Here is a 12,755-nt window from a genome sequence, read left to right as displayed (position 1 = left end):
TCATAAACAATAAATAGTGAAATTTAAGCGATTCTAAATACAGTAAGTCGGATGTTAGTGTTGCCTGTTTCGGGAATTGTAATTTCACTAAGGGTAGATTTGACAGAAATATTTGTGCTAGCTGCTAACGTTTCAATTGTAGTAAATGAAAGTGAGTCGCCTATTAGATTTGAAGAGAAGTTGTCAGTTGCTACTGCTCCATTTAGTGAAATTCCTACTCCGAGCGGAGCGCATCCTGGTGCAGTTGTAGAGATGGATACGCCAATTACATAAATACCAGCGTTGATAACAGTAACTGTATCTGTGCCGTTGAAGATAATATTGTTTGCGTTAAATACTGTATTAAAAATGAAGTTGTTAAATTGGAGTACAGTTTGTTGAATGTTGTTTGTTACAACAATTGTTGCTACTGGGAAGCCAATTCCAGTAGGTCCAGTTGGTCCTGTAACGCCAATGCCTGTAGCCCCGGTTGGTCCTTGAGCGCCAGTAGCGCCCGCTGGTCCTTGAGCCCCGGTATTCCCTTGAGCCCCGGTATTCCCTTGAGGTCCCTGAGATCCAGTAGCGCCTGCTGGTCCTTGAGCACCAGTATTCCCTTGAGATCCAGTAGCACCCTGAGGTCCTTGGGCACCAGTATTCCCTTGAGGTCCAGTAGCACCTGTGGCACCACCCGCCGGCCCTGTAGGTCCAGTAGCACCTGTGGCACCACCCGCCGGTCCTGTAGGTCCAGTAACCCCGATGCCTGTAGGTCCTTGAGCCCCGGTATTCCCTTGAGGTCCTTGAGATCCAGTAGCGCCTGCTGGTCCTTGAGCGCCAGTATTCCCTTGAGGTCCTTGAGCGCCAGTATTCCCTTGAGGTCCCTGAGATCCAGTAGCGCCTGCTGGTCCTTGAGCACCAGTATTTCCTTGAGATCCCTGAGATCCAGTAGCACCTGCTGGTCCTTGAGATCCAGTATTCCCTTGAGGTCCTTGAGATCCAGTAGCGCCTGCTGGTCCTTGAGCACCAGTATTTCCTTGAGGTCCTTGAGATCCAGTAGCACCTGCTGGTCCTTGAGCACCAGTATTCCCTTGAGGTCCCTGAGATCCAGTAGCACCTGATGGTCCTTGAGCACCAGTATTCCCTTGAGGTCCTTGAGATCCAGTAGCACCTGATGGTCCTTGAGCGCCAGTATTCCCTTGAGGTCCTTGAGATCCAGTGGCACCTGATGGTCCTTGAGCGCCAGTAGCACCTGATGGTCCTTGAGCACCAGTATTCCCTTGAGGTCCTTGAGATCCAGTAGCGCCTGCTGGTCCTTGAGCGCCAGTATTCCCTTGAGGTCCCTGAGCGCCAGTATTCCCTTGAGGTCCTTGAGATCCAGTAGCGCCTGCTGGTCCTTGAGCGCCAGTATTCCCTTGAGGTCCTTGAGATCCAGTAGCACCTGCTGGTCCTTGAGCACCAGTAGCACCTGCTGGTCCTTGAGCACCAGTAGCACCTGATGGCCCTTGAGATCCAGTATTCCCTTGAGGTCCTTGAGATCCAGTAGCACCCGCTGGTCCTTGAGCGCCAGTATTCCCTTGAGGTCCTTGAGATCCAGTGGCACCTGATGGTCCTTGAGATCCAGTAGTACCCGCTGGTCCTTGAGCCCCAGTAGCACCTGATGGTCCTTGAGATCCAGTAGTACCCGCTGGTCCTTGAGCGCCAGTATTCCCTTGAGGTCCTTGAGCCCCAGTAGCGCCTGCTGGTCCTTGAGCGCCAGTAGCACCCGCTGGTCCTTGAGCCCCAGTAGCACCTGATGGTCCTTGAGATCCAGTAGCACCCGCTGGTCCTTGAGCGCCAGTATTCCCTTGAGGTCCTTGAGATCCAGTGGCACCTGATGGTCCTTGAGCGCCAGTAGCACCTGATGGTCCTTGAGCCCCAGTAGCACCTGATGGTCCTTGAGATCCAGTAGTACCCGCTGGTCCTTGAGCACCAGTATTCCCTTGAGATCCAGTAGCGCCTGATGGTCCTTGAGCCCCAGTAGCACCTGATGGTCCTTGAGATCCAGTAGCACCCTGAGGTCCTTGAGCCCCTGATGGTCCTTGAGATCCAGTAGCACCCTGAGGTCCTTGAGCGCCAGTATTCCCTTGAGGTCCCTGAGCACCAGTATTCCCTTGAGATCCTTGAGATCCAGTAGCACCTGATGGTCCTTGAGCCCCAGTAGCACCTGATGGCCCTTGAGATCCAGTAGCGCCTGCTGGTCCTTGAGCGCCAGTATTCCCTTGAGGTCCCTGAGCACCAGTATTCCCTTGAGATCCAGTAGCACCTGATGGTCCTTGAGCCCCAGTAGCACCTGATGGTCCTTGAGCCCCAGTAGCACCTGATGGTCCTTGAGCACCAGTATTCCCTTGAGGTCCTTGAGATCCAGTAGCACCCGCTGGTCCCTGAGCCCCAGTATTCCCTTGAGGTCCTTGAGATCCAGTAGCACCCTGAGGTCCTTGAGCCCCAGTATTCCCTTGAGGTCCTTGAGATCCAGTAGCACCTGATGGTCCTTGAGCCCCAGTATTCCCTTGAGGTCCTTGAGATCCAGTAGCACCCGCTGGTCCTTGAGCCCCAGTAGCACCTGATGGTCCTTGAGATCCAGTAGCACCCGCTGGTCCTTGAGCCCCAGTAGCACCCGCTGGTCCCTGAGCACCAGTATTCCCTTGAGGTCCTTGAGATCCAGTAGCACCTGATGGTCCTTGAGCACCAGTATTCCCCTGAGGTCCCTGAGATCCAGTAGCGCCTGCTGGTCCTTGAGCACCAGTATTCCCTTGAGGTCCCTGAGATCCAGTAGCGCCTGCTGGTCCTTGAGCGCCAGTATTCCCTTGAGGTCCCTGAGGTCCAGTAGGTCCAGTAGGTCCAGTAGGTCCTCTGCCGAATGAAGCCGAATTAACTAAGGTGCATTGCAATTCTGCTATTAGTTTAAGAAGCTCTTGGAGTGTACAGTGATCAATTCGGAATAGTTTTGTAATGTACAGTAAATAATTAATTAAGCTTTGAAGTTCAACAAATACAGCGCTTGCTACGAAGGTCGGATTTTTTAATATAGTTATTAAGTTTTTAATGATGGCTAATCCTTGTGCTTTCAGAGCGGAAGTAGTGTCTAGTGAACAGATGAATTTGCTTAGTAGGTGCAATGTATCTATTAGATCCTCTATGTTTTTGGGAGATGGATTGGCGAAAAGTTTAGGGATTATTTTTATTAAATCGTTAATGATTGCGCGGAATGTTCTAATTTGCGCTTTAGTAATTGGAATCGTTGGGGTAGTTGGAATTCGTCCAGCGCTAGTTGGAAAGCATGGATTGGAGTATTTATTTTGATTGTCGTTAAAGCGAGACATTAAATCTCTCCTTTCTAATAAGAATGTGAACGAAACTCATCATAGTAGATGCAGAGAATAGTTAAATGGTCATAGTAAAATTGATTGTTTCGAGAAAAAAATAGAAAAAACGCCTTATTATAAGGCGTTTTTTCTATTTTCTACATATTTGTAATATCGTTTTAGTGAAATTTTTGATTTGAAGCCAATTAATTTTATGATTTCTGGCTCTGGGATTTGTTTTTTTATTAGGCGTAAAATAAAGGTGTTTCGGAAATGTTGTCCAGAAATGCCTTTACGTAAATTTGCTCTTGCTACTTCAAGTCGGATCATTTTTTGGACGGCGATTTCTGTTAATGCTTTTGGTGCATCATTTTCATAAACCCATCTGTATGTTCCTCGGTTAAAATCAAATGCAACAAACAATGGATCATTGCTATGATATTTTGGACGAACTGGTTCTGGGATGCTTTTATAATACGTGTACAGTTGTTTCTTATCTTCATTTGTTAATGTTATTGTTCTTTGTATTCCTGCGGTTGCCGGAATAGATAATGTATTATTTTCGAAGTGAACGTGATTCATTGTTAATGATGTAAGTTCTTGTAAAGATAATCCGTAGTCAATCAGTAGGTGCAAAATAGCGATATTACGATCCATTAATAATGGCCGAACAGGAAGCTGTTTTTCTGAGAGTCCTTCTAATGAAGTAACTATATGCTTTAATCTTTTTTCCTCATCGGAGGAAATGAAATCTTCATTGCGTAATGTACGGTCTGGTTGGATGACAATCTCCATAGCCTTTAATGGATTAGGAATATTAAGAAAATGATACATTCTATTTAGTACAATAAATATACGATGCATCGTTTTCTCTGAGTAGTGTCGATTCTTTTTTAAGTCGGAAAAGTAATCTTCGTAGTCTTTTGTACAAAGTGTAGCCCATATATTACTGGAAGGGAGCTTTTTGTTTTTTTCTAACCAATGTCCGAAATCTTCAATGTCATAAACATAACGTTTAATAGTTGAAGACTTTCGGCCTTTATTTAATAAAAAAATAGAAAAGGCTTGTATTGTATCATGGAATTCCTTTGTTTCCATAGTCCCACCACCTTAATTATTTCTTATATTATAGCAAATTTTTCTGGAAATAGGCATTTGCAAGGGGGACGGGAATAATAATATTTGGTGAGTGGATAAAATGAGGTGATTGTATGGAACAATCAATGCGTAAGAAAAATAACAATCAAATTAATATTGTGTTAAATCATCGAAAGAAAATTTCGTTACCGGCATCAGAAAATAAAACGGTAATTTCAAGTGAAACCACTACTAAACATGAGATGTTGCTGAGAATTGAAGAGGAAATGGGAAAGCTTGTTGGAATGGATGAAATAAAAAAGATAATAAAAGAAATTTATGCCTGGATTTATGTGAATAAAAAAAGACAGGAAATGGGGTTGAAGTCTGAGAAGCAAGTGCTTCATATGTTATTTAAAGGAAATCCTGGTACAGGGAAGACAACCGTTGCTAGAATGATAGGGAAATTGTTGTTTGAGATGAATATTTTATCAAAAGGGCATTTAGTCGAAGCTGAACGTGCTGATCTTGTAGGAGAGTATATTGGTCATACAGCGCAAAAGACAAGAGATTTAATAAAGAAGGCTATGGGAGGTATTTTGTTTATTGATGAGGCGTATTCATTAGCGCGAGGTGGAGAGAAGGATTTTGGGAAGGAAGCAATTGATACACTTGTGAAGCATATGGAAGATAAGCAACACGGTTTTGTATTAATTTTGGCTGGATACTCAAGAGAGATGAATCATTTTCTTTCATTAAATCCAGGGTTGCAATCTCGTTTTCCGTTTATTATTGAATTTGCGGATTACTCGGTAAATCAGTTATTGGAAATTGGAAAGAGAATGTATGAAGAGCGCGAATATCAGTTATCGAAAGAAGCAGAATGGAAATTTAGAGATCATTTACATGCGGCAAAGTATTCGTCGCAAATTACATCGTTTAGTAATGGACGATACGTACGGAATATTGTTGAAAAATCGATTCGTACACAAGCTATGCGATTGTTACAAGAGGATACGTATGATAAATATGATTTAATTGGGATATCAAGTATGGATTTGATGCTTGAAGAGGAGACGCACAGTACGTAAACTGTGCGTCTGTTTTTTTGATGTATAAGTACGTTACTCTTTTTTCGCTTTTTCTTGGTAAGATTTATGGAAGCGTTCCATTTTAGCGCTTTTTTCGTGTGCTGAATTAGGATCGTGTGTAATTTGGTCTACTGAACTTTTTTGAGCACCTTTATTAACATGGTTTGTCATTTGTATTCACCTCGCTTTAAAAATTAGTATAAACATTATGTAAAGAAAAACTCGTTAGAAAAGAAAAACCTCTTTACGATATGTAAAGAGGTTAGATTGCTATTTATGCATTGAACGCTCTTTTGTATCGATACGTCTATGCGGTAAATGCCATTTGTAATGAATAGAAACCATGCGGAAGCAAACAATTAAAATGAATAAGGTGTATAGAGCCCAATCGCTAACGATGATTTTAGCACCAATCAAAAAACCGGCTAAAATCGTCCAAAACGCATATACATCAGCTCGAAGGACGAGAGGTTTTCTACGTGCTAAAAGATCACGAATAATACCGCCGCCGATGCCTGTTAAAACAGCAGCTACGATTGTAGCGCTAATTGGTAAATCTAGTTTTTGAGCATATAGTGCTCCTTGTACAGCGAATGCTGATAAACCGATGGCATCTGTGATGTTTTCCCACTTTTTCCAATGTCTAATTAATTTATTTGGAAAAAGAAAAATAATCGTCATTGATAATAGTGCGATTTGGAATAACATGTCTTGTTGCCAAAATGCGACGATTGGATAACCGATTAATAAATTACGAAGGGCACCTCCCCCAAATGCGGTTGCCATTCCTAAAATATATACCCCGAAAATATCATAATCTTCTTCCATTGCAACGATGGCTCCGCTAAGTGCGAAAGCGATTGTGCCGATGATGCTAAAAATCTCCCATGCCATGAATTTTCTCCCCCGCTAACTAGATGAAATGTGCTTCCTCTGCTATTATATTAGAAGGTTTAAATTTCGAAAAGGATGAGTGAACATATTTGATGGAAGAAAAAGAAAAAGTCATATTAGTTGGCTGTCAATTATCGCAAGATGATGATGAAAAATTTATGCATTCCATGAAAGAGCTTGCATCGCTAGCGAAGACTGCGCGAGCGGAAGTGTTAGTATCGACGACGCAAAAGCGCCCGAAGTTTCATCCGGCGACCTATATAGGAAAAGGTAAACTAGAAGAGCTTGCAGCGTTGACGGAAGAATTAGAACCGGCTGTTATTGTTTTTAATAATGAGTTAACACCAAGCCAAATTCGGAATTTATCTTCAGTATTAGATGCGAGAGTTATTGACCGAACGCAGTTAATACTAGATATTTTTGCGCAACGTGCGAAATCGAGAGAGGGTAAGCTTCAAGTAGAATTAGCTCAGTTGCAATATACAATGCCACGCCTTATGGGACAAGGTCTTGCTTTATCACGTCTTGGTGGTGGAATTGGTACAAGGGGACCAGGAGAGACGAAGCTTGAGACAGATCGTCGTCATATTCGATCTCGTATTGATGAAATAAAGAGACAGCTTGCGGTTGTTGTGGAACATCGAAAAAGATATCGTGAGAGAAGGAAAGATAATAAAGTATTTCAAGTTTCGTTAATTGGGTATACAAATGCAGGGAAATCTACATTGTTTAATAGATTAACGGAAGCGGATACGTTTGAAGAAAACCTATTGTTTGCAACGTTAGATCCGACAACAAGGAAGATGCCATTACCTTCTAGTTATACAGTGCTTTTGACTGATACGGTTGGTTTTATACAAGATTTACCTACGTCACTAATCGCTGCTTTTCGTTCAACGTTAGAAGAAGCTGGTGAAGCGGATGTTATTTTACATGTTGTTGATTCGGCAGATTCTAATTATGTAGGGCATGAGCAGACAGTAAAACAATTATTGTCGGACCTTGAAATTAATCATATTCCTATTATTACGTTATATAATAAAAAAGATAAATTGCATCAAAATTTTATTCCGTTTCCGAAAAGTGATTTCTTAATGACTAGTGCGTTTGAAGAAAGTGATCTATTACGTATAAAAGAAGCGATAGAAACGAAGATGAAGGAAGAAATGGAAGTTTATAAAGTGATGATTCCTCCTAGTGAAGGTAGATTGTTAACACTTTTGAAGACAGAAACGCTATTAATGAAAATGGAGTTTTTAGAAGATGAATTTGTATATGATTGTACAGGGTATATATTTGCTCATTCATCGCTTAATGGACAATTAAAGAGATTTTTAGTGGAAGAAGGAGAAAATAATAATGTTTGATCGTTTGAAAAATGGAGAAAAAATGGCTCCGATCGTAAAAGAAGTGGAAAGTCAAATTACAGAAGTACATAAACGTGTGGATGAAGTGATTGAGAGTAATCAATTTCGTGTGCTAGAAAGCTTTCGTAAACATAAAATTAGCGATTCGCATTTTATTCCGACGACAGGTTATGGCTATGATGATATTGGTCGTGACACGTTAGAGAAAGTGTATGCTGATGTATTTGGGGCAGAAGCGGGTCTTGTTCGTCCGCAAATTATTTCAGGTACTCACGCAATTTCAACAGCTTTATTCGGTATTTTACGTCCGGGAGATGAGTTACTATACATAACGGGGAAACCGTATGATACGTTAGAAGAAATCGTTGGTGTGCGCGGAAAAGGTGTAGGTTCATTTAAAGAATATAATATTGGTTATAATGCAGTTCCGTTAACTGAAGAGGGATTTGTGGACTTTGAAGCTGTTGCAGCTGCGATCCGTAGTAACACGAAGATGATTGGTATTCAACGTTCAAAAGGATATGCTACTCGTCCGTCGTTTACTGTTTCACAAATTAAAGAGATGATTGCGTTTGTGAAAGAGATTAAACCGGATGTTGTTGTATTCGTAGATAATTGCTATGGCGAATTTATTGAAGAAAAAGAGCCATGTCATGTTGGTGCGGACTTAATGGCAGGTTCTCTTATTAAGAATCCTGGCGGGGGAATTGTTAAAACGGGTGGTTACATTGTCGGTAAAGAACAGTATGTTGAAGCGTGTGCATATCGTTTAACATCTCCAGGGATTGGGGCAGAAGCGGGAGCATCCTTATATAGTTTACAAGAAATGTATCAAGGTTTCTTCTTGGCACCGCATGTTGCGGGGCAAGCGCTAAAAGGTGCGATTTTTACAGCGGCATTTTTAGAAAAGTTAGGAATGAACACGTCACCGGCGTGGAATGCGCCAAGAACAGACTTAATTCAATCTGTTCAATTTGATGATAAAGATCGTATGATTGCGTTCTGTCAAGCGATTCAATATGCATCTCCAATTAATTCTCATTTCACTCCGTATGCAAACTATATGCCGGGTTATGAAGATGATGTAATTATGGCTGCGGGGACGTTTATTCAAGGTGCAAGTATTGAATTGTCAGCTGATGGCCCAATTCGTCCACCTTATGTCGCTTATGTACAAGGTGGATTAACTTATTCGCATGTAAAGATTGCGATTTGTTCTGCGATTGATGCGTTAATTGAAAAAAATCTATTAACAATTTCTTAAAGGGAAGCTGTCGATTTCGACAGCTTTTTTCATGTGAAAGTAATGATTTGTGCTATTAGAAAAAAGAATAAAAAAATCATGTAAGAAAAGCTAACATCTATTGACACTAAACATAACATAATATAAAATGAGAGACAGTTAAGGCGAAGGAGGAACTGAAGTGATGAAAGAAGATAGACGTTCTGCTCCGCTGTTTCCAATTGGTATTGTAATGGATTTAACACAATTATCTGCACGTCAAATTCGCTACTATGAAGAGCATAATCTTATTTTTCCAACCCGTACAAAAGGGAATCGTAGATTATTTTCATTTAACGATGTAGATAAGTTGTTAGAGATTAAAGATTTGTTAGATCAAGGCTTAAATATGGCCGGAATTAAACAAGTATTGCAAATGAAAGAAAATCAAACAGAAGCAGTGAAAGTAAAAGAAGAAACGAAAGAAATTTCAAAATCCGAGCTTCGCAAAATACTTCGAGATGAACTACAACATACAGGTAGATTTAATCGAACTTCATTGCGACAAGGTGATATTTCAAGATTTTTTCACTAAAGATAACTGATTCTGAAGGTGTTTAGAGGGACTAAGGAGGAATTTATAATGGCAAGGTACACAAAAGAAGATATTTTCCGTTTGGCGAAAGAAGAGAATGTAAAGTATATCCGTCTGCAATTTACGGACCTTTTAGGGGTAATTAAAAACGTAGAAATTCCAGTGAGCCAATTAACAAAAGCTCTTGATAACAAAATGATGTTTGATGGATCTTCTATTGAAGGTTTCGTACGTATTGAAGAATCTGATATGTATTTATATCCGGATTTAGATACTTGGGTAATTTTCCCTTGGACAGCTGAAAAAGGTAAAGTAGCTCGTTTAATCTGTGATATTTACAATGCTGATGGTACTCCATTTGATGGCGACCCACGTAACAACTTAAAGCGTGTGTTAAAAGAAATGGAAGCATTAGGATTCTCAGATTTCAATCTTGGACCTGAGCCAGAATTCTTCCTATTTAAAGTTGATGAAAAAGGAAATCCAACATTAGAATTAAACGATAACGGTGGATACTTCGACCTTGCGCCGATGGATCTAGGGGAAAATTGTCGTCGTGATATCGTTCTTGAACTTGAAGAAATGGGCTTTGAAATTGAAGCATCTCACCATGAGGTTGCACCAGGTCAACATGAAATTGACTTTAAATATGCAAATGCAATTCGCTCATGTGATGACATTCAAACATTCAAGCTTGTTGTAAGAACGATTGCTCGTAAACATGGTTTACATGCAACATTTATGCCGAAACCATTATACGGTGTGAACGGTTCAGGTATGCACTGTAACTTATCATTATTTAAAAATGGTGAGAACGTATTCTTTGATCAAAACGGTGATTTACAATTAAGTGATGATGCTCGTCACTTCATCGCAGGTATTTTAAAACACGCACCAGCATTTACAGCGGTAGCAAACCCAACTGTAAACTCGTACAAACGTTTAGTACCTGGATATGAAGCTCCATGTTACGTAGCATGGTCTGCACAAAACCGTAGTCCGTTAGTACGTATCCCTGCATCTCGTGGTATTAGTACACGCGTAGAAGTACGTAGTGTGGACCCAGCTGCAAATCCATATTTAGTAATGGCAACATTATTAGCAGCAGGTCTTGATGGAATTAAAAACAAATTAACTCCACCAGCTGCAGTAGACCGTAACATCTATGTAATGACAAAAGAAGAGCGCGAAGAAGCAGGTATCGTTGATTTACCAGCAACATTAGCGCAAGCATTAGTTACATTACAATCTAATGAAATCGTATGTGGTGCACTAGGAGATCATTTACTTGAGCACTTTATCGAAGCGAAAGAGATTGAGTGGGATATCTTCAGAACACAAGTTCACCAATGGGAACGCGATCAATATATGTCTCTATACTAAGAGAGAAAAAAGCCTTGATACTACGGTATCAGGGCTTTTTCGTCATTTATCTACAGCAAAATATCGCGAATGCTGTCGTAAATTTTGGAATGTTAGCAAGAAGTAATTTAGTAAAAATAATTTGTGTTGACTCGTTCTGTATAAAGAACTAAAATGGCATTAACTAGAAATGTTTATATATTTAAAAGAATGAAAATATTGTTTTTACTTGAGTTTTTAATGTCAATTTCAAGCTCATTGATTTTAAATGAGGAGGAAAGTTATGGATAAGGAAATAAATTTGAAAAATCTATTTACTATTATAAGGAAAAGAATTTGGATACTTCTATTATTTACAACTCTCACAACAGTAGCAGGAGCGATGTATAGTATATATTTAAAAACTCCATTGTATGCATCCTCAGCAAGAGTTATTATCCAAGCTAATGCTGAAACCATGAATACATTGAAAGCGATGGTTAATGAACCTGTTGTATTAGAAAAAGTGGTCGCTGAATTGAATATTAATAGATCCGCAAGTGCATTAAGTGGACAAATAAGTACAGAAAGTGTACAAGGATCCCAAATAATGAGGATTAATGTGGTAGATACTGATCCCGTACTTGCGCATAAAATCGCAAATACTACTGCATCTGTCTATAAGAAAGAAGTAGCTAATATATTGAATTTTAACAATGTGAGTATATTACCAGATGACCCAGTTAAAAAATATTCTATGCCTATTAATGTAAATCACTTTAAGACGATACTAATTGCATTCTTTATAGGTATGGTACTAAGTATCGGTTTTATTTTTTTATTGGATTCTCTTGATGAGACAATCAAAACGGAACGACGCATTGAGCAATTATTAGATATCCCTGTTTTAGGTGGAATTTCTAAAATGAATAAGAAAAATAAGAAAGACAAATATGGTGAAAAGAATACTGTGTTATTGAGGGAGGAAACGGAGTGGAGTACAAAAATAGACGAAAAACAAATAAAGTTAAAGGAGAAAGTATAATTGCCTATACCGCTCCAAGATCAAAAATTTCGGAGCAGTATCGTTCGATTCGAACGAACCTTCAATTATCTTCGTCTATTCATAAAAGCAGAACTATAGTTATTACTTCTCCGAGGTATGGTGAAGGGAAATCAACCATTACAGTTAATTTAGCAGCTTCGATAGCACAAAAAGGTGAAAAAGTATTGGTAATAGATGCAAATTTACGAACACCAATCATTCATGAAATGTTTGGAGTGGAAAATACAATCGGGTTAACTGATATACTGAACGGAAAAACAACTTTAGAAGGCGCAGTGAAAAAAACAGAGATGAGAAGCCTTGATGTATTAACTAGTGGACCAGTACCATTCAATCCATCTGAAGTACTTAGTTCAGATGCAATGGATATGTTAGTTCAAAAGGCGATGGAGCAGTATGACATCATATTATTTGATTCTTCTCCTGTACTGGAAGTAACAGATACAAGTGTATTAGCTGATAAGTGTGAAGGTGTATTATTGGTGATACGTTATAATCGTACTGTGAACGAAGATGCGCTTGAAACGAAAAGGACGTTAAGCTTTACAAAAAGTAGGATATTGGGTGCAGTTTTGAATGGAAAGGTATGAACAATATAAATAAGCTTTAGAAAAATAAATTTAAGATTTGTATATAGAAATGTTCGTTATAAAGAAAGTTCAATAGAGCTGTGATGTGGTGATGTCTCCTTACCGCTATCAATGGAGGCACTCGATTATGCTGTGGGTTGTGAAAACAACCTTAGATGCGAGTCATCAAGAGTGTAATGTGAGGGAGGGTTAGAT

At 39.9% G+C, this 12,755-nt stretch carries 11 protein-coding genes; 7 read left to right on the top strand and 4 right to left on the bottom strand.

Going from position 1 to position 12,755, the window contains the following annotated elements; translation table 11 throughout:
* Positions 1-23: 23 nt before the first annotated feature.
* Entirely contained in the window at positions 24-3,335 is a 3,312-nt protein-coding gene (locus FT637_RS00710; protein ID WP_193644773.1) for a Gly-Xaa-Xaa repeat protein, read from the bottom strand.
* A 117-nt stretch (positions 3,336-3,452) separates the two neighbouring features.
* On the bottom strand, positions 3,453-4,415 hold the full coding sequence (locus FT637_RS00705) for a tyrosine-type recombinase/integrase (protein ID WP_193644772.1): 963 nt from the start codon (positions 4,413-4,415) through the stop codon (positions 3,453-3,455).
* 113 nt (positions 4,416-4,528) lie between these two features.
* On the opposite strand from FT637_RS00705, the gene spoVK reads away from it, so the two are divergent.
* On the top strand, positions 4,529-5,485 hold the full coding sequence (gene spoVK / locus FT637_RS00700) for a stage V sporulation protein K (protein WP_193644771.1): 957 nt from the start codon (positions 4,529-4,531) through the stop codon (positions 5,483-5,485).
* Between the two features lie 33 nt (positions 5,486-5,518).
* On the opposite strand, the gene FT637_RS00695 is transcribed toward spoVK, so the two are convergent.
* Positions 5,519-5,656, bottom strand: coding sequence for a hypothetical protein (locus tag FT637_RS00695; RefSeq protein ID WP_002111258.1), 138 nt, complete (start codon positions 5,654-5,656; stop codon positions 5,519-5,521).
* Between the two features lie 99 nt (positions 5,657-5,755).
* Positions 5,756-6,379 carry a trimeric intracellular cation channel family protein gene (locus FT637_RS00690; RefSeq protein ID WP_193644770.1) on the bottom strand — a complete coding sequence of 208 codons (624 nt, stop codon included), beginning with the start codon at positions 6,377-6,379 and terminating at the stop codon, positions 5,756-5,758.
* 92 nt (positions 6,380-6,471) lie between these two features.
* On the opposite strand from FT637_RS00690, the gene hflX reads away from it, so the two are divergent.
* The 6 genes from hflX (at position 6,472) to FT637_RS00660 (ending at position 12,560) form a co-directional block, all read left to right on the top strand.
* Complete coding sequence (hflX, locus tag FT637_RS00685) at positions 6,472-7,746, top strand: GTPase HflX (protein ID WP_193645503.1); 1,275 nt, start codon at positions 6,472-6,474, stop codon at positions 7,744-7,746.
* On the top strand, positions 7,739-9,010 hold the full coding sequence (locus FT637_RS00680; protein ID WP_193644769.1) for an aminotransferase class I/II-fold pyridoxal phosphate-dependent enzyme: 1,272 nt from the start codon (positions 7,739-7,741) through the stop codon (positions 9,008-9,010). The genes hflX and FT637_RS00680 overlap by 8 nt, the downstream gene beginning before the upstream one ends.
* A 163-nt stretch (positions 9,011-9,173) precedes the next feature.
* Positions 9,174-9,563 carry a transcriptional repressor GlnR gene (gene glnR / locus FT637_RS00675; protein WP_002014475.1) on the top strand — a complete coding sequence of 130 codons (390 nt, stop codon included), beginning with the start codon at positions 9,174-9,176 and terminating at the stop codon, positions 9,561-9,563.
* Positions 9,564-9,611: 48 nt separating this feature from the next.
* Positions 9,612-10,946: a type I glutamate--ammonia ligase gene (gene glnA / locus FT637_RS00670; protein WP_002014472.1), complete on the top strand. Its 1,335-nt coding sequence runs from the start codon at positions 9,612-9,614 to the stop codon at positions 10,944-10,946.
* Positions 10,947-11,208: 262 nt separating this feature from the next.
* Positions 11,209-11,949: a YveK family protein gene (locus FT637_RS00665; RefSeq protein WP_193644768.1), complete on the top strand. Its 741-nt coding sequence runs from the start codon at positions 11,209-11,211 to the stop codon at positions 11,947-11,949.
* Entirely contained in the window at positions 11,898-12,560 is a 663-nt protein-coding gene (locus tag FT637_RS00660; protein WP_193644767.1) for a CpsD/CapB family tyrosine-protein kinase, read from the top strand. Before FT637_RS00665 ends, FT637_RS00660 begins: the two co-directional genes overlap by 52 nt.
* Positions 12,561-12,755 lie beyond the last annotated feature (195 nt).

The sequence above is a fragment of the Bacillus cereus genome, from assembly GCF_015071065.1.
GTDB classification, from domain to species: domain Bacteria; phylum Bacillota; class Bacilli; order Bacillales; family Bacillaceae_G; genus Bacillus_A; species Bacillus_A cereus_BA.
Note: the sequence above shows the minus strand (reverse complement) of the source record. Positions and strands in the feature narration are given on the sequence as shown.